This is a genomic window from Streptomyces noursei ATCC 11455 (genome assembly GCF_001704275.1).
Taxonomy (GTDB): domain Bacteria; phylum Actinomycetota; class Actinomycetes; order Streptomycetales; family Streptomycetaceae; genus Streptomyces; species Streptomyces noursei.
On the sequence record NZ_CP011533.1, the window covers coordinates 8911902 to 8933614 of the forward strand.

At 69.9% G+C, this 21713-nt stretch carries 19 protein-coding genes and 2 pseudogenes; 14 read left to right on the top strand and 7 right to left on the bottom strand.

The genetic code is table 11. The annotated features are described in order from the left end of the window. Nucleotides 1-14 precede the first annotated feature (14 nt). Complete coding sequence (locus SNOUR_RS38245; protein WP_067356421.1) at nucleotides 15-1160, top strand: NAD(P)/FAD-dependent oxidoreductase; 1146 nt, start codon at nucleotides 15-17, stop codon at nucleotides 1158-1160. Next, entirely contained in the window at nucleotides 1157-1882 is a 726-nt protein-coding gene (locus SNOUR_RS38250) for a hypothetical protein (protein WP_067356424.1), read from the top strand. The genes SNOUR_RS38245 and SNOUR_RS38250 overlap by 4 nt, the downstream gene beginning before the upstream one ends. An 82-nt stretch (nucleotides 1883-1964) precedes the next feature. Here the strand turns inward: SNOUR_RS38250 and SNOUR_RS38255 are convergent, their stop codons facing one another. After that, a complete protein-coding gene (locus SNOUR_RS38255) occupies nucleotides 1965-2789 on the bottom strand; it encodes a lipase family protein (RefSeq protein WP_174717935.1) in 825 nt (274 codons plus the stop codon). Between the two features lie 227 nt (nucleotides 2790-3016). On the opposite strand from SNOUR_RS38255, the gene SNOUR_RS38260 reads away from it, so the two are divergent. The 4 genes from SNOUR_RS38260 to SNOUR_RS38270 are packed head-to-tail and all read left to right on the top strand — an operon-like array spanning nucleotide 3017 to nucleotide 6266. Next, on the top strand, nucleotides 3017-4150 hold the full coding sequence (locus SNOUR_RS38260) for an oxygenase MpaB family protein (RefSeq protein ID WP_067359138.1): 1134 nt from the start codon (nucleotides 3017-3019) through the stop codon (nucleotides 4148-4150). Nucleotides 4151-4202: 52 nt separating this feature from the next. After that, nucleotides 4203-5138 carry a GMC family oxidoreductase N-terminal domain-containing protein gene (locus SNOUR_RS44930; RefSeq protein WP_159426008.1) on the top strand — a complete coding sequence of 312 codons (936 nt, stop codon included), beginning with the start codon at nucleotides 4203-4205 and terminating at the stop codon, nucleotides 5136-5138. After that, nucleotides 5107-5817, top strand: a complete 711-nt coding sequence (locus tag SNOUR_RS43835) for a GMC oxidoreductase (RefSeq protein WP_099055755.1) — start codon at nucleotides 5107-5109, stop codon at nucleotides 5815-5817. The genes SNOUR_RS44930 and SNOUR_RS43835 overlap by 32 nt, the downstream gene beginning before the upstream one ends. Further along, nucleotides 5766-6266, top strand: a complete 501-nt coding sequence (locus tag SNOUR_RS38270; protein ID WP_067356425.1) for a nitroreductase family deazaflavin-dependent oxidoreductase — start codon at nucleotides 5766-5768, stop codon at nucleotides 6264-6266. The genes SNOUR_RS43835 and SNOUR_RS38270 overlap by 52 nt, the downstream gene beginning before the upstream one ends. 699 nt (nucleotides 6267-6965) lie before the next feature. On the opposite strand, the gene SNOUR_RS46655 is transcribed toward SNOUR_RS38270, so the two are convergent. Beyond that, a complete protein-coding gene (locus tag SNOUR_RS46655) occupies nucleotides 6966-7349 on the bottom strand; it encodes a hypothetical protein (RefSeq protein WP_159426009.1) in 384 nt (127 codons plus the stop codon). Between the two features lie 272 nt (nucleotides 7350-7621). Here SNOUR_RS46655 and uppS point away from each other — a divergent pair, with 272 nt between their 5' ends. From uppS to SNOUR_RS38290, 3 genes are read left to right on the top strand one after another with little or no spacing between them, the layout of a single operon-like run. Next, entirely contained in the window at nucleotides 7622-8485 is an 864-nt protein-coding gene (gene uppS, locus SNOUR_RS38280; RefSeq protein WP_079143156.1) for a polyprenyl diphosphate synthase, read from the top strand. Beyond that, nucleotides 8461-9429 carry a phytoene/squalene synthase family protein gene (locus tag SNOUR_RS38285; RefSeq protein ID WP_067356434.1) on the top strand — a complete coding sequence of 323 codons (969 nt, stop codon included), beginning with the start codon at nucleotides 8461-8463 and terminating at the stop codon, nucleotides 9427-9429. The genes uppS and SNOUR_RS38285 overlap by 25 nt, the downstream gene beginning before the upstream one ends. Continuing rightward, nucleotides 9420-11609 carry an MMPL family transporter gene (locus SNOUR_RS38290; protein ID WP_159426010.1) on the top strand — a complete coding sequence of 730 codons (2190 nt, stop codon included), beginning with the start codon at nucleotides 9420-9422 and terminating at the stop codon, nucleotides 11607-11609. The genes SNOUR_RS38285 and SNOUR_RS38290 overlap by 10 nt, the downstream gene beginning before the upstream one ends. Before the next feature lie 70 nt (nucleotides 11610-11679). On the opposite strand, the pseudogene SNOUR_RS48750 reads toward SNOUR_RS38290, so the two are convergent. Next, nucleotides 11680-12003, bottom strand: a pseudogene (locus SNOUR_RS48750) (3-hydroxyacyl-CoA dehydrogenase NAD-binding domain-containing protein); the annotation flags it as partial. Between the two features lie 234 nt (nucleotides 12004-12237). Here SNOUR_RS48750 and SNOUR_RS38300 point away from each other — a divergent pair. Both SNOUR_RS38300 and SNOUR_RS38305 read left to right on the top strand, forming a co-directional pair. Further along, complete coding sequence (locus SNOUR_RS38300) at nucleotides 12238-12708, top strand: hypothetical protein (protein WP_079143159.1); 471 nt, start codon at nucleotides 12238-12240, stop codon at nucleotides 12706-12708. A 57-nt stretch (nucleotides 12709-12765) separates the two neighbouring features. Then, a pseudogene (locus SNOUR_RS38305) lies at nucleotides 12766-13260 on the top strand (IS701 family transposase); the annotation flags it as partial. Nucleotides 13261-13445: 185 nt separating this feature from the next. Here SNOUR_RS38305 and SNOUR_RS38310 read toward each other — a convergent pair. Beyond that, nucleotides 13446-13997 (bottom strand): TetR/AcrR family transcriptional regulator, encoded by a 552-nt coding sequence (locus SNOUR_RS38310; RefSeq protein WP_079143160.1) that lies wholly within the window; start codon nucleotides 13995-13997, stop codon nucleotides 13446-13448. Nucleotides 13998-14208: 211 nt separating this feature from the next. On the opposite strand from SNOUR_RS38310, the gene SNOUR_RS38315 reads away from it, so the two are divergent. Both SNOUR_RS38315 and SNOUR_RS38320 read left to right on the top strand, forming a co-directional pair. Next, nucleotides 14209-15429 (top strand): cytochrome P450, encoded by a 1221-nt coding sequence (locus tag SNOUR_RS38315; protein ID WP_067356444.1) that lies wholly within the window; start codon nucleotides 14209-14211, stop codon nucleotides 15427-15429. Nucleotides 15430-15457: 28 nt separating this feature from the next. Continuing rightward, nucleotides 15458-15658: a ferredoxin gene (locus SNOUR_RS38320; RefSeq protein WP_067359140.1), complete on the top strand. Its 201-nt coding sequence runs from the start codon at nucleotides 15458-15460 to the stop codon at nucleotides 15656-15658. 107 nt (nucleotides 15659-15765) lie between these two features. On the opposite strand, the gene SNOUR_RS38325 is transcribed toward SNOUR_RS38320, so the two are convergent. The 3 genes from SNOUR_RS38325 to SNOUR_RS38335 all read right to left on the bottom strand — a co-directional run bounded on the left by SNOUR_RS38325 (nucleotide 15766) and on the right by SNOUR_RS38335 (nucleotide 19123). Continuing rightward, complete coding sequence (locus tag SNOUR_RS38325) at nucleotides 15766-16749, bottom strand: helix-turn-helix domain-containing protein (protein ID WP_067356445.1); 984 nt, start codon at nucleotides 16747-16749, stop codon at nucleotides 15766-15768. Nucleotides 16750-17094: 345 nt separating this feature from the next. Continuing rightward, entirely contained in the window at nucleotides 17095-17676 is a 582-nt protein-coding gene (locus tag SNOUR_RS38330) for an HAD family acid phosphatase (RefSeq protein WP_067356448.1), read from the bottom strand. A gap of 253 nt (nucleotides 17677-17929) precedes the next feature. Further along, on the bottom strand, nucleotides 17930-19123 hold the full coding sequence (locus SNOUR_RS38335; protein ID WP_312635249.1) for a Gfo/Idh/MocA family protein: 1194 nt from the start codon (nucleotides 19121-19123) through the stop codon (nucleotides 17930-17932). 250 nt (nucleotides 19124-19373) lie between these two features. On the opposite strand from SNOUR_RS38335, the gene SNOUR_RS38340 reads away from it, so the two are divergent. After that, nucleotides 19374-21560 carry a DUF2264 domain-containing protein gene (locus tag SNOUR_RS38340; RefSeq protein WP_067356451.1) on the top strand — a complete coding sequence of 729 codons (2187 nt, stop codon included), beginning with the start codon at nucleotides 19374-19376 and terminating at the stop codon, nucleotides 21558-21560. The last annotated feature ends 153 nt before the right edge of the window (nucleotides 21561-21713 follow it).

A 21713-nucleotide genomic window follows, 5' to 3' on the forward strand; every position in this document is an offset into this window, starting at 1 on the left:
TGAGTCGAGCACCGGTGAGCCGCGCCCCCGCCTACGACGTGGTGGTCGCGGGCGGCGGCCCGGCGGGCTGCGCCGCCGCGCTCACCCTCGTCCGGGCCGGGCGCCGGGTGCTGCTGGCCGACGCCGGCATCGGGCCGCCGAAGGTCGGCGAGGCGCTGGTCTCCGTCGGCCGACTGCTGCTGGCCGACCTCGGCGTCGTGCACCCGGTCCTGGACACCGGCCATCTGCCCTGCCACGGCAACCAGTCCGCCTGGGGCTCGTCCGCGCTGCAGGAGGTGGACTCGCTCCGCGACCCCTACGGCCACGGCTGGCACCTCGACCGCGTGCTGTTCGACCGGCGGCTGCGGGCGGCCACCCGGGCCGCGGGCGCGGAGGTCGCCGAACTCACCGCCGTCCGGCGGCCCGAGAGGCAGCCGGACGGCACCTGGCAGGTCCCGCTGCGCGACCGCACCGACCGGAGCGGCGCACGCACGGTCCACTGCCGCTGGCTGATCGACGCCACCGGACGGGGCGCCGCGCTCGCGGTCCATGCCGGCGCCCGCCGCCGGACCGGCGACCGGCTGACCGCCTTCCACGTCCTCCTCGACCCGGCGCGGGACGGCACCACCGACGACCGTTCACTGGTCGAATCCGACCGGGACGGCTGGTGGTACACCGCCCAGCTGCCCTCCCGGCAGCGCCTGGTCGCCTACTTCACCGACCCCGACCTGCCCCTCGCCGCCGTCCGCGGCGTCGAGGGGTTCCGCGACCGGCTGCTGGCCACCCGGCACGTATCCCGCCGGGCCCGTCCGCACGGGCTGACCGCCCTCCGGCGCCCGCGCCGCGCCCCCGCGCACACCGCCCACCTGGACCGGGTGCACGGGGACGGCTGGACCGCCGCCGGAGACGCGGCCGCCGCCTTCGACCCGCTCAGCTCCCAGGGCATCGTGACCGCCCTCTACACCGGGCTGAGCGCGGGCGAGGCGGTGGACGCCCGACTGCGCGGCGACCGCACGGCACTGGCCGGCTACGCGGCGAAGGTCGCCGATACCCGTGCCGCCTACCAGGACGGCCACCGCGCTGTCCACGCCCAGGAAACCCGATGGGCCGACCGGCCCTTCTGGGCCCGGCGGCACCGCACCTCCCACCCCCACGCAACGAAAGGCAACCCCGCGTCATGAGCAACGGAACCGCCCCGACCCCGCACAGCGGGCACGAGCACATCCACCGCTTCCTGATCCTGGGCAAGGAGAAGCTCTTCTTCTACCACCTCGCCCTGTACAAGGAGACCTCCGGCCACAACTACCAGGCGGTCTTCACCTTCGACATCCAGGACGACGGCGGGCTGCACAAGACGTACCTGGCGGACCTGCAGAAGAACAAGGACAGGCGGGTCTTCTACTCCCTGCGCTGCCCGCACCACTTCGAGCTCCCGGAGCTGCAGGACGGCAAGGAGTTCCGGGTCCACCTGGAGCGCGTGGTGGTCAAGGAGAACGGCGACCGCGACTTCCAGCAGATGACCGCGACGGAGACCCAGGTGAAGTGCCGGCCGGCGGACGTCCTCTCCTTCCGCAAGCTCGGGGGGCTGGACTACCCCGACCACCTCACCTACCTGGTGTTCGGCGAAGGCAACGAGGTCCACATCGCCCACCAGCTCGCCCAGCGCCCCAACTGGGACGAGGTCGTCACCGTCGCCGTCAGCCCGGCCGTCGACTCGACCACGCTGAAGAAGGTCCCGGCCCTGGTCTTCTCCTCGATCGAGGACCCCAGGGGCGTGGTCCAGGAAAGCCCGCTGAAGAAGAACCAGACGTACCAGGGCAGGATCGGCGGGAACGGTCGGACGGTGGAGGTCGTCGTCGGCCGCCAGGGCTGGTGGAACCACACCAGCCTCAACAACACCTGACGGCCACCGGCGGCCGAGCCGCCGTCCCCCGGCCCGGGCAGGACCTCGGTACGGCCCCGGGCCGGGCCCTTCTGGTGAACCGTCAGGAGAGGTTCTGCTCGATGGCGGCGATATAGCGCTTGATCGAGTGGTCCCGGATGCCGTCCGTAGCGGGCGCGAAGGCGTCCGCGGTCAGCCCCTTGGCGCGGTCCGCCAGACCGCCGAACAACCCCATGGAGTCCTGCAGCTTGCCGCCCGCGTCGATGTACCTGAGCGCCTCGACATGCGTGAAGACGGGCTCGGGCGGCAGCTGTGGAACGATGTCGTTGTTGTTGACGAACCGGTACATGCGGTTCGTGAAGCACTTGTTGTACGCGGCCGCCAGGATGCGGTCGCAGGTACGGGGCTGCCCGTAGGTGTAGACACCGTCCGCCTGGAGCCGCGGCTCCTCCAGGTACATCCGCGCACCGGCGAGCATGGCGAGCGCACCGCCGAGACTGTGGCCGGTGAACCACACCGTCTGGTTGTCGGTGCGCAACTCCGCAAGGGTGTCCTTGACCTCGGGGAAGATCGACCGGAGTGCCTCGGCGAAGCCGTAGTGCACATAGCCCGTGGTGGCCGGGCCCGGCCACGGGGGAGTGCTGGCGTCGGACAGCCAGTCACGGATCTGTGCCGGCTCCGTGCCGCGGAAGGCAGTGATGATCATGTGGTCGCTGGCGGCGGTGTATGCCTGGGTGTCTTCGAGCGGGAACGGCGGGGTGAACCGCGTCTGATGGTGGCGCACCTCGTCGAAGCCCCAGGAGCGGGCCTGGGAATCGATGGTGGCCTCGTCCTTGTAGGCGAGATCGGATGCCTGGGCCAGCCAGTAGGCCAACGGGAGGCTGTACCCGGTCGTCGCGTGGTGATCGATCGCGGACGGTGCGGACATGCGGGCTCCATTCGTGGTGCGTTGCGCTCGCGCCGTGCGGGGTCGGTCCCTTCGTAGCGGCAGCGGATCGGACGGCGGCCGTCGCCGCGCCCGTGATCCCTCGAACGGCGGGACCACGGAAAGGAGCTGACGGCGACGTCCCAAATCGAGCACGCCAACGGCGCCGTCCACGTACGGGTGATGCTCCTGCCGGAGCCCCGTCCGGACTGGTAGAGGTGTGCGTCACCATGACGAATCGCGAGGAGGCGGAGATGCCCGCTGGTGGGTGGACGGACGAGTTGCTCGACCGGATGCGGAAGGCCGGGGACCCGGCGGCCGACGCCGCGATCGAGGAGACCTACGCCTCGGGCGAGCAGGAGCGGGTGCGCCAGGCACTCCACGGATTCGGCCGGAACGGCGACGCCGTGCCGGACGGCCTCCCGCCGCAGCTCCAGCGGTACTTCGAGCAGTCTGCCGTCCTGCCGGACTGGGCCGATCCGGCGCTGATGGACCGCGGCCGCAGCCTGCTCGGCCGCTACGAGGCACTGGTCGTCCCGACGCTGCTGTGCGGCTCCCTCCCGTTCTGTTACGGGTGCGGGGACGGGGCCCAGGTCCTCGCGCGCTCGCAGCGCCTGACCTCGGGGGTGTACCGCAGGCTGATGGAGACCTCGCAGTTCGTGGTCGACGTCCTCGACGACGGCGGCCTGGGACCGCACGGGCACGGGCTGCGCTCCGCGCAGAAGATCCGCCTGCTGCACGCCACCATGCGCTACCACGTCGGCCGCCAGGACGACTGGAACAGTGCCTGGGGACTGCCGGTCAACCAGGAGGACCTCGCCGGGACGTTGATGAGTTTCTCGGTCGCCATCCCCAACGGGCTCGTCAGCCTGGGAGTCGACCTCCCGCGTGCGGATCGTGACGCCTTCTTCCACATCTGGCGGGTGATCGGACACGTCCTGGGCGTCGACGACCAGCTCAACCCCGTCGGCTTCGACGACGGCGCCGCGCTCTTCGAGACCATCCTCCGGCGCCAGCAGAAGTCCTCCGAGGCCGGCATCGTGCTGACCAAGGCCGTCCTGGACTTCATCCGCGAAGTGCTGCCCGGACCGGCCTTCGCCGGAGTGGGACCGACGCTGATCAGGCACCTGATCGGCGACCGGGCAGCCGACCTGGTCAAGGTCCCCGCGGCGGACCTCAGCAAACTGGCCCTGCAGGCCGGTTCCGTCGTGAACTTCGGATACGGCAGGGCCGGCGACGGAGTGCCCGTCGCGGCGAAGGCCGCCAGTGAACTGGGACTGGCCGTGTTCAAGGAGGGCCTGCGGCTGACCAACAAGGGCCGCCGCTACGAATGGCAGGTCCCCACCGGCCTCACGGAGGCATGACGGCGCCGTCCGTCGCGATGGATCCCCCTGCCGAATGGATATCCCACTCACTGTGACCGGCAGTGTGGAGAGGGTCAGCGAGCGCGAAGTGCTGGCCGTGGGCTCCGGGTTCGGCGAGAGCGTCGCGGCCCTGCGTCTTGCGGAGAAGGGCTACCGCGTAACGGTCGTGGAAACCGGGCGGCGATGGCAGCAACAGGATTTCGCCGGCTCCGCATGGCAAGTGCACCGGGTGCTGTGGGCGCCATGGTTGGGGTGGCAGGGCATCTTGCGCCTGCGGGTGCGGCGTCGGCTGGTCGCGTTGACCGGTATCGGGGTCGGTGGCGGATCGCTCGCCTACGCGGGTGTGCACTACCGGCCCGACGCGGACGTGTTCCGGGCAGCCTGCTGGGATCCGACGGTCAACTGGGGCAGGGAACTTGCTCCCTACTACGCGCTGGCGGAACGGATGTTGGGCACAGCGCAGGTGGCGCGGGCGGCGGCAGGTGACGCGGCACTGCGGAAGGCGGCCGAAGCACTCGGGATGGCCGACAGCGTCCACGCCACCCGGGTGGGGATCCACTTCGGCCCGCCCGGGCAGAAGGTTGCAGACCCCTACTTCGCCGGCCGGGGCCCGTCACGTGCCGGCTGCACGGAATGCGGGCGGTGCACCATCGGCTGCCAGCTCGGCGCGAAGAACTCCCTGGACCACAACTACCTGTACCTGGCCGAGCAGCTCGGCGTGGACGTCCGGCCCCTGACCACGGCCCGCGCCCTGGTGCCGCTGCCCGACGGCAGCTGGCAGGTACATACGGTGCACGGCAGGGGTGCGGGGCAGCGCCCGTGCGATGCTGACGGCGCATCATGTTGTCCTCGCCGCAGGTGCTTGGGGCACCGTCGAGCTGCTGCTCCACCGTTCGCGGCCGTACTTGTCCCGGCTGTCGCCCGCGCTCGGCACCACCGTGCGAACGAACCGGGAGGTGTTCGTCACCGTGTCGGCGCCGGGATTTGATGTGGGCCCGGGCGTCGGGATCAGTTCCGGGCCGCGGCCGCAGCCGGACGTCCTGGTCCAGCTGTGCCGGCTCGGGCTCGGTTCGCACCCGGCGGCGCTGCTTTCCCGCCCAACTCCCGGCCCCTGGCGGGACTTCGGCCGCCGCACCGCCGTGCTCTTTGCGATGGAGCTGGGCGATTCCTACCTGACCAGCGACTACCGGAAGGGACTGCTGGGCGGACGGCCGACCTTCCGTCCGGGGAGCCCGCAGCGCGAACCCGTGAGACTCCAGCCCGCCGAGGCCGTTGCCCGCCGCTACGCCCAGGACATTGGCGGCCGGGCTCGCCTGCTGTGGAACACGGCCCTGCGTGTTCCGGTCACTGCTCACCTGCTGGGCGGATGCGCGATCGGCACCGATCCGGCCACCAGCGTTGCCGACCTCTACCACCGGGTGCACGGTCATCCGACTCTGCACATCGCCGATGGCTCAGCCGTTCCCGGGAACGTGGGGGTCAACCCGGCGCTGACCGTGACGGCGATGGCCGAGCGCGCATTCGCCGCCTGGCCTGCCGCTGATCAGCATGATCCGCGCCTCTCTCAGCACGAGCCGTACCATCTCCTCTCCCTCTCCAGGACATCGATCACCCTATGCCGCACCCGCTTGTCGCCCGATTCGGCACCACCCGCGCCTTCACCCTGATCGCCCCCCATGTGCTGCCACGATGCGACCTGTTCGTCCACCGACTGAGCGGGGGCCGACTGCTGCCGAGTCGACTGTTCGTGGAGGCCATCGTGTTGGGCACCACCGGGCGCCGCAGCAAAGCCCCCAGGGCCACGCCGTTGTGCGCCCATCGGGCCGCAGACGGTACGTGGATGATCGTGGCCAGTAACTTCGGCCGCCCCAACCATCCTTCGTGGAGCACCAACCTGCTCCACGCCCCCAGAGCAATGGTCACCACGCAGGGCCACTCGTGGCCGGTCACCGCCCGGCTGCTCACGCCAGACGAGAAGGAACAGCAACGCCCGCGCATCCTGCTGGCCCTGCCCGTTTACGACACCTACGCGGCCCGCGCCAGCCGGGACATCCGCGTCTTCTGCCTCACCCCGGCGACCACCGTTGTGCCCCCGGAGGCAGCCCCACCCGCCTGACGCACGCCGATGGACTGCCCTCCAGTCCGCGCAGGTCGAGGAGGCCCGCTTCCACCGCCCAGGACATCCCGCTCGTGCTCTGGCAGCACCAACTCGGTCAACTTCAGCCCCGGACGCCTCATGTGCCAATCAACGACGCATCACGAACTTGAGGGCATTAGCTGCTACCGGGTGCACACTCCGACCGGATATCGAATGCATGAATCCCGTTGAGGTGTTTCATTTAACTGGCGTGCAACGAATGCGCGTCCGTGTGGCGCGGCGGTGGGAATGGTAAAGAAATCTAATCGGCATCTTCCACTTGGGTGAGTTCCACTGTAGGCTGACCGCCATCCAGTAACCCTGTGCGGAGAAAGCGGTCTTGACGGGTTATGTGGTTGCGTTCCGCATGTAGGGCTCGCAGCATATATCTCCTCGCGAAACCCTTTCTCTGAAATTCTCCGCCCTTGCCGCGCAACCGTGTTTCCCTTTTCGGATTCACAGGGCGGCGGGGCGTATTCGCTCGGGCTGATGGCAGCTCTCTCACATTTTCCTCGTACTGCGACATGGGATGATTCCCGTCCCGGCGCAGGTCAATTTCCTCTCGGAAGGAGGAGGCGTGTCAACTCAAGGAAATGTTCAGGGAAGTCTAAAGGAAGACGGCGTCGAGGTTTCGGGTGTGACGTCGAAGTGGCGCCGCCGTCTCACCTGTCTCGGGGTCTACGGACTGTTCGCGGCCCTGGCCGGAACCGTGGTGACCGCCACGGCCGCGCCCGCCGCGTCGTCACCGGTGGCCGGCGCCCCGGCCGTCGACATCACCTGCGCGAACGGCACCGGGTCGGTGGTGAAGACCGACGAGGATCCGGGCAAGCCGGTCGAGTACCAGGCAAAGGGCACGTGCGCAGTCACGGGCACGCAGACCGGCACAGCGAACGGCACGGCCTCGTTCTCCATCCCCCCGAATACGTGCGCGAGCGCGACGACGACCGCGACGGGAAGCATCACGTGGCCCTCGGGGCGGACCAGTACCTTCTCGATCACCGTGCGGTGGGTCGCCACTGCAGGCCATGGCATCTCGGCCAACATCGTCAACGGCTCGATCACGAGCGGCCTCTACACGGGCGCTGTGGTGGCCGGTACGGCCGTCGCGCCTGAATCAGTCCGGCTCAACTGCCTCACCACGGGGACCTTCGACGGGGCCACGGGTTCCGGCAGCGGGTCCGTGATCGGATAAACCTGACGGTTTCAACGGGCTTGTGCCGGGCGTGACATGACCGGCCGGCACGGGCTCTGACATCAGGCCCTCGACATCCACCGGGGACCGTAGCGGTATTTCCCCTTCACGACGCGGGGTGCAGTGTGCGACTGGAGCATTCATGTCGAGCCGAGACGACGTCACCGGGCACCTCGTTGGTCAACCCGTTCCCCGTGGCGGAGAATCCGCGGATGAGTCCGCTCACGCTCGATCGGCGCCGCTCGTTCCCGGCCATATCGCCATCGTCATGGACGGAAACGGCCGATGGGCCACCCGACAGGGACTGACCCGCACCCGGGGCCACACAGCCGGCGGGAAGACGCTCATAGATGTGGTCGAGGGTGCCGTCGAGATCGGCATTCGCCACTTGACAGTATTCGGGTTCTCCACCGAGAACTGGTGCCGTCCCGCAGCCGAGGTCGACTTCCTGATGACGCTGATGCGGAGTGCCCTGCGCAAGCATCGCCTGCGGCTCCACGCCAACGCCGTGCGCATCCGCCACCTGGGGCGACGCACCGGGCTACCACCCGCACTCATCAGCGAGATCGAGGCGGCCGAGCGGTTGACCGCCGGCAACGACCGGCTCACCTTGACCATTTGCCTCAACTACGGAGGCCGGGCGGAACTGCTCGACGCGGCGCGCGGCGTCGCCGAAGCCGCCGCCGTCGGCACCCTCGACCCGGCGGCCCTGGACGCTCAGACGTTCGCCCGCTACCTCTACGCGCCCGACCTGCCGGACGTCGACCTGTTCATCCGCACCGCTGGTGAGCAGCGCATCAGCAACTTCCTGCTCTGGCAGTGCGCCTACGCCGAACTCGCCTTCGTCGACACACCGTGGCCCGACTTCGACCGCCATCACCTGCGGCAGGCGGTGGAGGTCTACGCGACCCGCAACCGCACCTTCGGAACCCTCACGGATCCGGGCCGCAGCACCGAGCGTCCCGCACCCAGGAGGCAGCCGTGTACCTCGACCATCGAGCCCTGACCCGCGCCGGCATTCACGATCCCATCCTGCGCGAGTCCTACGAGTACTGCCGCCGGCTCCTGATCGCCGTCGGGGACGGGAAGGACATCTGGCGCGGCAGCTTCCTGCTGCCACCGGAACGACGACCGCACCTGTGGGCGGTGTACGGATTCGCTCGGCACTATGACGAGTTGTCCGAGGTCCCCGCCGACACGGGGGAGGGACAACGGCGCTTTGCCGACTGGTGCAACGCCGCGATGACCGACCTGGAGTCCGGGCACTCGTGTGAGCCGAGCGTGCGCGCGATGACGCACACACTCCGCACCTGGGACCTCGATCCCGCACGGGTTCGGTCACTTCTCGACGCCTATCTGATGGACCAGAGCGTCACGGAGTACGCCACCTTCGATGACCTGCTGCGCTACCTGCGTCTCCTCGCCGTTGAGCCGTTCCCCATGATCGTCACGCTCATGGGGCCCTCAAGCCGTCCAGCGGGGCCGCAGACGGAGGCGATGGCTCTGGCCCTGCAACTGACCAACCTCATCCGCGATCTCGCCGCGGACCAGCGCCGCGGCCGGACCTACCTGCCGCTGGAAGACTTCGACCGCTTCGGGGTCACACGTCAGGACCTGGCCCGTGGACGGATGACCCCGGCGATCAGAGAACTGGTGAAGTTCGAGGTGGACCGGGCCCAGGCCTTCTATGAGGAAGGCGCAGGGCTGCCCGACCTCGTGCATCCCCAGTGCCGGGAACTTTTCAGGGCCTCATTGACGTTCTACCGCTCCTACCTCATCGAGATCGAGCGGCGGGGCTACGACGTGCTGAGCAGCAAGCCCCGCATCGGTCACGCGCACCAGGCGCGGATGGGGCTGCGGCTGGGTGTTCCCCTGCTGATGTCCCGTGCGCGTCGTTCCGGTATGGGAACGGGCCCTGCGCGGCGCTGGGAGGGGGCCGCGTGTTTGTGAGGCTCGGCCGGGCCGCCGCCCGCCGCAGCTGGGTCTTCCTCGCGGTGCCCCTGGTGCTGGCCGCGCTGGCGGCGGTCGCGGCGTCGGGCATCCACGACAAGCTGAGCTACGGGGGAATCATCGCGCGTGACGCCGAGTCCAACCGGGCCGCAGTGGCGGTCCGGGACCGTATCGGGCGCGGCGGCGCGGACGTGATCGCTCTCTACCGCAACCCCCACCACACCGTCGAGGAGCCGATGTTCCGCCGGGCGGTGGAGGGTTCACTGGCATCCGCGCCGAGCGGGACCGTCGTTTCCACGATGACGTACTGGTCGCGCGATCTGCCCCCGCTGGTCTCGAAGGACCGCCACGCGACGGCCGTCGCGATCATGGTCGCCGGAGCGGACGACACCAGCCGCATGGCCAGTTTCCGCCGGCTCCGCCCGGCGTTGCGGGCCGAGGGCTTCGGCATCGAGTACGCCGGGCCGGTCGCGGTGGTCGACGAGGTCGCCGAGCGAACCCTGGCCGATGTGCGCCGCGCCGAACTGATCGCGTTTCCCCTGGTGCTGGCCGTGCTCCTGCTGATCTTCCGCAGCCTGGTGGCGGCCCTGCTGCCGGTGGTCATCGGCGGGCTCAGCATCGGCATCACGCTGGGTGTTCTGGTGCTGCTGAGCGGCACGGTGGAGCTCTCGTTCATCACGGTGAGCCTGGTGACCTCCCTGGGACTGGCCCTGGGAGTGGACGCCGCCCTCTTCGTCGTCGGGCGGTTCCGCGAAGAGCTCGCCGGATGTGACAGCGTGCCGGACGCGGTCGCGGCCACGTGCGCCACCGCCGGCCGCACGGTGTTCCTGTCCGGGGCCACCATGACCGGCATCGCTCTGGGATTCCTGTTCTTCCCCATCGGCGTCATGCGGGCGTTGGGTGTCGGCTCGGCCGTCGTCATCGCCGTCAGCGCCGTCCTCAGCGTCACCGCGCTGCCCGCCGCGCTGGCCCTCCTCGGCCCGCGCGTGAACGCCGGACGGCTCCACCGGCCACGACGAAAGGACACGACCCCTGAACGGGGGGTGTGGGCCCGGCTGGCCGGGACGGTGATGGCCCAGCCAGGGCACTACGTGATCGGTACCCTGCTGGCCCTGCTGACCCTGACGGCACCCTTCGCGCACCTGACCCTCGGCTTCCCCGACCAGCGGACCCTGCCCGCCGACGCAGCCTCCCGCCGGGCCTCCGAGGCCCTGGGGCGCGACTTCGCGCTCGGCGGGCTGGACGCCGTGCAGGTCGTGGTCACCGTGCCGCAACGGCTGGACACCCACGACGGGCAGCGCACACTGACCGCCTGGGCCGGCGAACTCGTCCACCTGCCCGGCACCGGTGCCGGTCTCATCGCCGCGACGTCCCAGCACAGCGCGGTGATCTATCTGGCCCACAGTGGCAGCGCCGAGGACCCGGCCACTCGCGCCCTGGTGCGGCGCATTCGCGCGCTGCCCCCGCCGGACGGAGGCCAAGTCCTGGTGGGCGGGCTGTCGGCCATGGCCCAGGACACCCTCCAACTACTGGGCCGACGGCTGCCGTGGGCCCTGCTCTTCATCGCGGTCTTCACGTATGTGCTGCTGCTGACGGCACTGCGGTCGGTCGTCCTGCCGGCGAAGGCACTGCTCGTCAACGCACTGTCCCTCAGCGCCTCCTTCGGCGCACTGGTGTGGATCTTCCAGGACGGGCATCTGGCCTGGCTGGTCGGCGCGAGTCGCACCGGCTACATCGATGTGGCCCAGCCTGTGATCATGCTGATTCTGCTGATCGGCCTCTCGATGGACTACGAGTTCTTCCTGCTGTCGCGCATCCGCGAGCAGTACGACGCCACCGGGGACAACACCACCGCGGTCGCCATCGGGCTGCAGCGGTCCGCTCCGGTCATCACCGCTGCCGCCGCAGTGGTTCTGGTCGTCAGCGCGGCCTTCGCCACCAGCGGCGTGATCATGGTCAAGGAACTGTGCGTCGGTATGTTCATCGCGATCGCGCTGGACGCAACCCTTGTCCGGGCACTGCTCGTCCCTGCCGCCATGCGACTACTGGGCCGAGCCAACTGGTGGCTTCCTGGCGCAAAGCACCGACAGCAGGGGGGAGAGGAGGCCCTTGCCCCGCCTGGTGCGCACGATGAGTACGCGACAGAGCGACGAACCGTCATGGTGTGGACCGACGAATAGCTCACTGAGTGGAGCGCCGGACCGCGCTGCTCACTGACCAGCAGTACCGCGAGGCGTCCACCCGTAAAGCGGGTCCCTTGAACTTCTCGCATAGCGAATGGGCAATCGCGGCGACGGTGTCGATGTCGGTGCCCCTCGCGAAGCCGGATTCGCCCATACGGATACCGGCGAGAAGGTACAGCACGAGCAGGGCATTCACGACGAAACCGGCGCGGTCGCGGGAGTGCATCGCTGATTTGCCGAGGGAACTGGTGACGAACCCCTCGACGCCGGTCACGGCGGCGCTGCCGGTGTGGAGGGCATTGACGATCTCGACGAGGGGCATGACTGGCACGGGGGTGAAGAAACGAAGCTCCAGGACACGGTCGGCACGGGTGGTGGCCATCGGCCTCCGTGCGCGGCGCATGTGCGGACGTTCAACCACGTGGCTGTCAGTGGGAAAACACCTCCTGGACGCCGTGGGGCGAGCAGGCGAGGGCTGCTGGCGGTTCAGTCGGTCTGGTGCTCGTGCTGGTCGTGGGCGGCTGTCTGTGCTCGAGATCGTCTGACACATTAGCGATCACGGATTTCCGGGGCCCCGGCGTACGAGTGGCGTCGCTCCCTACGATCGGGGCGGGAGGTGGAACAGGTGGCCATAGACACGGAAGCAGACCTTCGTGAGCTGATCACTGCTCGCCGGGTCGAACTGGAGTCGCAGGCAGAGAAGTTGAGCCAGCAGCTTCAAGAGGTGCGCGACGAGCTGGAGGAGCTTGCCGTCGCCGAGCGGGTCGCGCGTCGGCTGGTCGAACAGCTGCACGCCGAGACGGAACGGGAAGCGACGCCGGCGCAGGCTGCAGGGCAGGTCGCGGGCCGTGCGGTGCTGCTGGTGCCGCAACGTGAGCGCGGCGCGGACGGGGCGGCCCTGCCTGAGCACTACCAGCGGATCACGGACGTGGTGCGGCGGACGGATGCGCCTGTCATGGTCAAGCAGGTCTGCGACGAGCTGGGGATGTCCACGGAGCCGGCCCGCTCGGAGGCGATGCGTTCGAAGCTGAACCTGCTGGCCGAGCGGGGCTGGCTGCGCAAGCTGGCCGACGGGAAGTTCACCACCACACTGTGAACGTGCCCCGACCACCGACAACATGCCGTTCGGGCCGTAACGTTCGCTCCCCCGGGCGTGATGGCCACCACTCGCCACGACACCGTCGTCACCCGCTGGGCTCTCGATCACCCCGTCCACGACCTGTTCAACGGCCTGCCGCGGCAGAAGTGGAAGCGCCGGTCTTGTGGGAAAGGCGCCCACGGCCCGCGGGTGTTCGACTGGGCACGCATCGAGGTGCGGCCCTGGCACCGTCCAGACCGGCGACACTGGGTCCTTGCCCGCCGCAGCGTGAGCCGCCCGCAGGAGATCTCCTACTACATCGCCTACTGCCCCGCCGAAACGACCCTGGACGCACTGATCCAGGTCGCCGGCAGCCGGTGGGCGGTCGAGGAGTGCTTCCAGACCGCCAAGGGCGAGTGCGGTCTGGACGAGTACCAGGTCCGCCGCTATCCCGGCTGGCACCGCCACATGACCCTAGCCATGGCGGTCCATGCTTGCCTGACCGTCCTGCGGGCCCATGAACTCGACACCGGGAAAGCAGAAACGGATCCTCCCCACTCATCCACCTGAGCCTCGTCGAAATCCGACGCCTGATCACCCGCCTCACCCACCGCCAACCCCCACCCATCAGCCACGTCCTGCACTGGTCCCACTGGCGCCGCAAACGCCAACACCAAGCCCGCACCAGCCACTACAAACGACGAGGGCACAGCCCATAGAACTGCCCAACCATCAGCACAAACACCGTTGCAGTACTAAGTTCCGTCCGTGCGCTTCGGGGCCGGGTGCAGGATCAGCGGTAGGTAGACGTCGTCGACGATCTCGGTGATGACGTCGTCCGCCACGGGCGCGCCGAAGAGCAGGAACTCGTTGCGCAGCAGGTCGGTGGCGACCGTGGCGCGCCGGGACGTGAGGATCCGGGGTTCGATCTCGCCGCGTTCGGCGGCCCGCTCCAGGATGCCGCGAAGGGCCGCCGGGCCGACGGTGTGGACGCTCTCCCGGACCAGCTTGGCGAAGTCGGGATCGCGGGTCATCTCGGCCAACAGGCCGCGCAGGATGCCGCCGAGCGGGCTGGCCACCTTGGCGGCGATCTGCCGCATCAGGTCGATCACGTCCGAGCGCAGGGCGCCGGTGTCGGGCGGTTCGATCGAGGCGAGGCCGGCCAACCTGCAGGCATCCATGACCAGTTCGGCGCGGCCGGGCCAGCGTCGGTAGAGGGCGGCCTTGCCGGTGCGGGCCCGGTTGGCCACCCGTTCCATCGTCAGCGCGGCGTAGCCGGACTCGCTGAGCTCCTCCAGGGCCGCCATCAGGATGGCGTTCTCCAGCTCCGCGCCGCGGCGCCGGGGGCCTTTGCGGTGGTCGGCGGCGGGTGCGGTGGCGGGGTCGGCGTTGGGGGACAGCGTGACTCCTGGAGTTGTCTCGTAGAGGCCGTTGCGTTCTCTATGGGGTCAGTCTATTCTCCCCAATTAGAGAACACAGCGTTCTTTAAAGCGTGAGAAATCGATTCGGAGTGGACCGATGACCGATATCGCCACGACGCCCCAGGCCACGGATGCGCCCGCCTTCCCCAGCGACCGGACCTGCCCCTACCGGTTACCGGAGGGCTACGCCAAGTTGCGGGACACCCCCGGGCCCCTGCACCGGGTGACCCTCTACGACGGCCGCCAGGTATGGGTGGTGACCAAGCACGAGGCGGCCCGCAAACTGCTCGCCGATCCGCGCCTGTCCTCCAGGCGCACGGATGCCAACTTCCCCGCCACGTCACCGCGCTTCGAGGTGGTCCGGGAAGGCCGGCCGGCGTTCATCGGCATGGACCCGCCCGAGCACGGCCCCAAGCGGCGGATGACGATCAGCGAGTTCACCGTCAAGCGGATCAAGGGCATGCGCCCGGAGGTCGAGGAGATCGTGCACGGCTTCCTCGACGAGATGCTCGCCTCGGGCCCGCCCGCCGACCTGGTCAGTCAGTTCTCGCTGCCGGTGCCGTCCATGGTGATCTGCCGACTGCTCGGCGTGCCCTACGCCGACCACGACTTCTTCCAGGACGCGAGCAAGCGTCTGGTGCAGGCCACGGACGTGGCGAGCGCCTCCGCCGCGCGCCAGGACCTCGTGCGCTACATGGACGCACTCATCACCGCCTGTCAGGCCGAGCCCCGGCCGGGGCTCGTGAGCACCCTGGTCACCGAGCAGCTCGCCAAGGGCGAGATCGACCGTGAGGAACTGGCCTCGACGGCGATGCTGCTGCTCATCGCCGGTCACGAGACGACCGCGTCGATGACCTCCCTCAGCGCGATCACCCTGCTGGAACACCCCGAGCAGTACGCGGCGCTGCGCGAGGACCGCAGCCTCATACCCGGTGCGGTGGAGGAACTGCTCCGCTACCTGGCCATCGCGGACATCGCCGGCGGGCGCATCGCCCTGGCCGACATCGAGATCGAGGGCCAGCTCATCCGGGCCGGCGAGGGCGTCATCGTCGTCAACTCCATAGCCAACCGCGACGGTTCGGTGTACGAGGACCCCGACTCCTTCGACGTCCGCCGCTCCGCGCGCCACCATCTGTCCTTCGGCTTCGGTGTGCACCAGTGCCTGGGGCAGAACCTCGCCCGCCTGGAGCTGGAGGTCATCCTCAACGCGCTGATGGACCGCGTCCCGACGCTCAAACTGGCCGTTCCGGTCGAGCAGTTGAAGCTGCGACCGGGCACCACGATCCAGGGCGTCAACGAGCTCCCGGTCACCTGGTGACGGAGCGGAAAGGGGGAGAGGGATGACCATGCGAGTGAGCGCCGATCGCACGCTCTGCGTCGGCGCCGGGCTGTGCGCCCTGACCGCACCGGGGGTGTTCGACCAGGACGACGACGGGGTCGTCACGGTGCTGCGGTCCGACCCCGCAGGCGACGACCGGCCGGCGGTCCGCGAGGCCGGCATGCTCTGCCCGTCCCGCGCCGTCCAGGTCGTCGAGGCCGACACGTAGCGGAGGGGCCCGGAGGAAGTCGACGCCGTTCGGCGGGCGGCTCCTTCGGGGCGTGCGGTGCCGGCCATGCACACGGCCGGCACTCCGCATCGCCCCCTCGACGCGCATCAGACCCACCCCTTTCGCGCGGCGTACAGGGCGAGTTGGAAGCGGCTGGTGGCGTCGGCGGCCCGGTTGAGCTGTTCCAGCTGGCGGGAGAGGGTGCGGCGGCTGATGCCGAGGAGTTCGGCGATGGTCTCGTCGGTGACGCCGCTGCCGAGCAGTTCCAGGATCCGGCGCTGGATCGGGCGCAGCGCGGGCGGCACCCGCTCGCCGAAGTGCAGCGGATAGGCGGACCGCCAGGAGGTCTCGAACAGTCCGGTGAGTGCCCGCAGCAGGCTGGACGGGCGGACCAGCAGCATCGAGTCGTTCACGTCGGTGTCGCCGAACGCCAGCGAGACGATGGCCAGCCGCTGATCGAAGACGCCCAGCTTCACCGGCAGGGACTGGAGCACCCGGGCCTGCTCGCCCGCCGCGATGCACGGTCGGATGTTGCAGGCGTAGTAATCGCTGTTCTCCACCGCGGACTTGGAGTACACGATGCGATAGGAGACACCGCGCTCCAGGTTGCGGATCTCGGTCGGATTGGGCGTGCCACCGGTGTGCCACGGCGGGGCGTCGAAGCGCAGCACCTCGGAGGTCGCGGCGTCCTCGACCTGGAGGATGCGCTCCACGATCTGTGGCCCGGTGACCACTTCGACGAGGTCGTCGGTGGCCTGCGGGTGCACCTGGCGCCGGTAGGTGCGGTAGGCGTCCATGGCCACCAGATGGGCCTGTTGCAGCTCCTCGGTACGGGCGCTGGCCAGGCGCCCGAGGCCGATGGAGGGTTCGATCGGTGCGATGCCGGAGCGATCGGGACCGTGGCTGGTGGCCAGGCCCAGGTGGATGAGCCGGGCGAGGGTGTGTTCCGCGTCGGCTGGCGGCCGGCCAAGCCGCCGGGCCAGTGCGGCGACGGTGGTGGGGCCGGTGTCCAACATGGCCAGATAGGTGGTGGCCTCGGTTGCCGACAGGCCGAGACGGATGAGGTGGGCCGGCCGGTCGTCGTCGCTCATGGGGGGCTCCGGGCGGGTGGGGGGCTGAGGGGGAAGCCCGCGCGCTCGCGGACGTGGGGTTGCGAGGCGCGAGGGTCATGTGGGGCGTCGTTGTCTACCACAGGCTGCCCCGGCGACCCCGCTTGCGACAGCCCTTCGACACCGACCGCGCGGGCCGGTGAAACGCGGTCCCGCCGTACGGTGAACACCCGGTGGATGCCGTTCGACCGGTGCATTCCGCTGATCCCGCCCATGCGGGGCATCGGATTCCCGGCAGGAGTGATGAGTGTGGGCCCACCGATACCGATGGGCCCACACTCATCACTCATGCCGCGCCAAAGAACGGGCATCTCCGGAATTCCGGAATCAACTCAACTGTCCGTCATAGTCAGGAAGCTTGAACCCCTTCTCGTAGTGTCCGCCCTCGAAGTCGGTGCTGCGATTACCGACATCGGCGACGAGCGTGTAGCCCTGCGCCTCGTACTTCTTCCGGCAGCCGAGCTTCACCTCGGCCTTGCCGGGACTGTCGCCGTGCGGCTTGAGGCAGAGGCCGTCGACGGTGTACCCGGCCGACCTGAGCTCCTCGGTCGTGGAGCCCTGCTCGTCGGCGCCGCGATAGGACGCGAACAGCACCGCAGCGCCGTGCTCGTGCGCGTAGACGGTGGCCTTGAGGATCGCCTCGATCGGCTTGCCCCTGTCGTAGTGCGTCGCCAGGGACGTGTTGTCGATGTCCAGGACGACCGCGGGCTTCTGGCCGGGCGTGCCCTGGGCCAGGCGGCCCTTGAGGTAGTCCTGGAGGGACGCGGCGACCGGCGCGACGTCGCCCAGCCACTCGCGCTCGCTCGGCAGCGCGCTCGGGCGGCCGGCCCCCTGCGCCGAGAGGGGCACGGCCAGCAACATGCCCAGCGCCGCCCCCAGCGCAAGGGCGGCCCTCTTCCCCGTGACCATCTTTCCACCACTCCTTGTCGTGTGCTTTTCGTGTGCGTTCCGCTCGGTGGTCGACAGGGGAATTCCGGACCGGATCACGGGACATCGCGGCAGCCGTCGTCGTCCGGGGAGGAGAATTCCGGCACCGGAATCCCCGTAGTCACCCGGATCATTGCTACCTGAATCAGCGAACGCGTGGTGTCCACCTCGTGCCAATGGCCACGATGGGCGGGCAACGCGAAAGCGGCCGCGCCGGCCGCCGACTTCAGAATTCCTAGGTCTCCGCGTCGTCCGCACCGGCGAAGTGGTCGGCCAACTCCCTCGGCAGCGCCGGGACATCGACGGGAACGCCGTCGGCGCGCAGTGAGGCGGTGGCGGCGCAGCCGGCGGCCACCGCCTGCCGCGCCGCCACCGGCGAGGTGAGCGTGGGACCGCCCGCGCGCACGAAATCCACGAACTCGGCCACCAGCCGCGGATCGGCCCCACCGTGCCCGCCGTCGTCCGAGGGCACCTCGACCACCAGATCGGCGTCCGTGCGGTAGCCGCTGCGCCGGATGTTCCACACCTTCACCACGGCACCCTCGGTGTCACCGAAGTTCTCCAGCCGGCCGTGGGTGCCGATGACGGTGTAGTTGCGCCAGTAGTCCGGCGTGTAATGGCACTGCTGATACGTGGCGAACACGCCGTTGTCCAGCCGCATGGTCATCATCGAGAGGTCCTCGACGTCGACCACGTCGTTCAGGCCGGTCAGGGAGGACGGCGGCCAGTTCGTCTCGGGGGCGAACCACTCGGTCAACGTCCGCTCGCCCTGCCCGCCCCGTGCCGTGATGTCGCCGTAGACGGTCAGCCCGCCCATCGCCTGGGTCCGCACGGTGTAACCGCCGGCCAGCCAGTGGATCACGTCGATGTCGTGCGCGCCCTTCTGCAGCAGCAGACCAGTGGTGCGGCGCCGGTCCGCGTGCCAGTCCTTGAAGTAGAAGTCGCCGCCGTGGCCGACGAAGTGACGGCACCAGACGGCCTTGACCTCGCCGATGACGCCCTCGACGACCAGGTCGCGCATGGTCCGGATGACCGGCATGTGCCGCATGTTGTGACCGACGTAGAGCCTGGTGCCGGTGCGCCGCGCCGCGTCCAGTACGCGGTCGCACCCCGCGGTGGTGATGGCCAGCGGCTTGTCGACGAAGACCGCGACGCCGGCCTCCAGGAAGGCGACGGCCAACTCCTCATGGGTGTCGTCCGGCGTCGTCAGGATCACCCCGTCCGGTCCGGCGGCGAGCAACCGGTGGTGGTCGGCGTACCCGACGGCTTCCGGATACAGCTCCCGGCCGCGTTCCCGACGGGCCGCGACCGGGTCGCAGACCGCCACCACCTTCGCCGGCAGGCGCCCTTCGGCGATGTGCCGGCCGAGCGTTCCCCGCATGCCGAGGCCCACGACGGCGAGCCGCAGCTCCCGCTGCTTCGGTGTCACCGACGTTTCCTGTGGCCGTGGTTCCTGCTGGTCGCTCTGCTCTTGCCGGGTGCGGGACAACGTCATCAGCCTTTCCGTCGATGGCAGTGGGCAGTGGGCATCGGGCAGTAGGCGGTGGGCATCGGGGGGGGCGAGAGGGAGGCGGCTGAAGGCGCCCTGCGCCCCGTCCGTTTCGCATGCTTGTGACCGTCGCCGGGCGCCGGTCATGCTGGCGCGGGGCACACCCGAGCTCACCATCCCAAGGAGCCGCATGTCGCGCACGAGCCGGACGGGACCGCCGCTGCCGCCCGAGGACCGCACGCTGTCGCCCTTCACGGGGTACGGCCGCGACCACTGGCTGGCCCTCGCCGACCATCTGCTGGCGGACGTGCATCGGTTCGCCTCCCCTTCCGGTGCGCGCATCGTGCTGCCCGGCAGGCCCTCGTCCTCGGGCGCCGACTCCGACCAACTCGAAGGCTTCGCCCGCACGTTCCTGCTGCTGGCCTTCCGAACCGCGGGCTGCGACGGGCACGCGCCCGCCGGGCTGCTCCAGTCCTACGCCGAGGGTATCGGCGCCGGCACCGACCCGGGGCACCCCGAGGCATGGCCGGTCCTCGGCCAGGAATGCCGGCAGACGCTCGTCGAGGCGTGCTCCCTGGCGCTCGGTCTGCACCTGACGCGGCCGTGGTTGTGGGACCACTTGCCGGGCGCGGTGCAGGAACGGGTCGTGGAGTGGTTGCAGGGTGCCTGGGGACTGCGGATCCCCGACAACAACTGGCACATGTTCCGGGTGATCGTCGGCGAGTTCCTGGCCGGCGTCGGCGGTGCCCACGACCGCGTCGAGATGGACGCCGACCTGGCACGCACCGAGGACTTCTACGTGGGCGACGGCTGGTACCGCGACGGCGGCGACGCCCGCACCGCGGACAACTTCGACCACTACAACGGCTGGGCCCTGCACACCTACCCTGTCCTGTGGGCCCTGATGGCCGGCGGGCGCGTGGCCGGCGAAGCGGACGGGATCGATCCAGCGGGCGGCGTGGGCCGGACGGACGGCGCGGGCCGGGCGGGTCGGGACCGCCTGGTGGTGTTCAGGGCGCGGCTGCGGCGGTTCCTGACGGACTATGCGCTGTTCTTCGGGGCGGACGGCGCGCCCGTGCACCAGGGCCGTTCGCTGATCTACCGGTTCGCGGCGGTCACCGCCCCGTGGCTGGGCGCGCTGGTCGACGCGACTCCGCTCGGCCCGGGCCAGACCCGGCGGCTGGCCAGCGGGGCGCTGCGGCACTTCACCGACCGCGGATTCCGCGACCGGCACGGGATCGCCACCCTCGGCTGGTACGGGCCGTATCCGCCGCTGGCGCAGAGCTATTCCGGCCCGGCGTCCCCGTACTGGCTTTCCAAAGCCTTCCTCGGCCTGCTGTTGCCGGCCGACCACCCCTGCTGGACGCGGCCGGAGGAGCCGCTCCCCGTCGAACGGGGCGACCGGGTCGCGGCCCTGCCTGTCCCCGGTTTCGTGCTCTCCGCGACCCGCGCGGACGGCATCGTCCGGCTCGTCAACCACGGCAGCGACAACTACGCGACGGGCGACCACGGCAGCGGCGAACCGGGACCTGGCGGCCGCGCGGGCGGGCACTACTCGGCGGTGCGTACGGCCGGGGATCCGCACTACTCGCGGTTCGCCTACTCCACGGCGACCGGACCGTGCCTGGTCCCGGACGACCCTCCCGGTCGCCTGCTGGCCGACAACCACGTCGCGCTGTGCCACCCCGCGTTCGGGCTGTCGCGTCGCACCCGCATCCACCGCCTGCGCCTCCACGACCGCTACGCCGCGTCCTGGCACCAACCCGCCTGGCACCGGCCTGCCTGGCATCCGTCGGCCCGGCCCCAACCTGCCTGGCCCGACGGCGCGGCGGCCGAGGAGGCCCGGATCGAGACCGCGAGCGTCATCTGGGGAGCGTACGAACTGCGGGCCCATCTGGTCGACGCGCCCGCGTACCTGCCGCTGCACGACAGCGGCTGGCAGATCGCGGGGGAGCGGCCGCCGCACGTCAGGACCGTCGGCCGGCGCGCCGAGGCAGCCACCGACGGCGGCCTGACCAGCACATTCGTCTCCCTCGCCGGTCACACCGAGGTCGCCGTGGCGACCGCGGAGGGCACCAGTGCCTTCGGCCGCCACACGGCCGTTCCCCACGCCACCGGCCGGCGCACCACGAGCCGGACCGTGCACGTCGCCCTGGTCGGCCTCACCGGGCGGGGCGCGGACCCCGCACCGCCGGCCGTAGGATGCGCCGTCGACGGGACGACGGTCACCGCCGACTTTCCCGACGGCACCCGGGTGCTGGTGGCGCTCGGCGCGGATCCGGCGTGGTCGCCCGTGGTGGGCGGGGTGCCGCTGACCGGATCGGTGCGGTACGCCCGACTGTCCCCGGAGGAGGAACCGGTGGTCGTTCCCGGCTGAGCGCAGCTGCCGCAACATGCACAGAAGAGGGCAATCCATGACCGGCCTTTTGCGAACCGGTTGAAAGTATGTGCTCAGTGGGTGAAGGTTCTGGACGAGGATGTTCTGGAATCGGATTGGATGCGTCTGGGTATCGGGTGCGTCTCGGAGTTC

Coding starts and splice junctions, on each gene's coding strand:
- SNOUR_RS38250 (WP_067356424.1), top strand. CDS start 1,157: ATGAGCAACGGAACCGCCCCGACCCCGCACAGCGGGCACGAGCACATC.
- SNOUR_RS38255 (WP_174717935.1), bottom strand. CDS start 2,789: ATGTCCGCACCGTCCGCGATCGATCACCACGCGACGACCGGGTACAGC.
- SNOUR_RS38260 (WP_067359138.1), top strand. CDS start 3,017: ATGACGAATCGCGAGGAGGCGGAGATGCCCGCTGGTGGGTGGACGGAC.
- SNOUR_RS38270 (WP_067356425.1), top strand. CDS start 5,766: ATGCCGCACCCGCTTGTCGCCCGATTCGGCACCACCCGCGCCTTCACC.
- uppS (WP_079143156.1), top strand. CDS start 7,622: ATGTCGAGCCGAGACGACGTCACCGGGCACCTCGTTGGTCAACCCGTT.
- SNOUR_RS38310 (WP_079143160.1), bottom strand. CDS start 13,997: ATGGCGGCCCTGGAGGAGCTCAGCGAGTCCGGCTACGCCGCGCTGACG.
- SNOUR_RS38315 (WP_067356444.1), top strand. CDS start 14,209: ATGACCGATATCGCCACGACGCCCCAGGCCACGGATGCGCCCGCCTTC.
- SNOUR_RS38320 (WP_067359140.1), top strand. CDS start 15,458: ATGCGAGTGAGCGCCGATCGCACGCTCTGCGTCGGCGCCGGGCTGTGC.
- SNOUR_RS38325 (WP_067356445.1), bottom strand. CDS start 16,749: ATGAGCGACGACGACCGGCCGGCCCACCTCATCCGTCTCGGCCTGTCG.
- SNOUR_RS38330 (WP_067356448.1), bottom strand. CDS start 17,676: ATGGTCACGGGGAAGAGGGCCGCCCTTGCGCTGGGGGCGGCGCTGGGC.
- SNOUR_RS38340 (WP_067356451.1), top strand. CDS start 19,374: ATGTCGCGCACGAGCCGGACGGGACCGCCGCTGCCGCCCGAGGACCGC.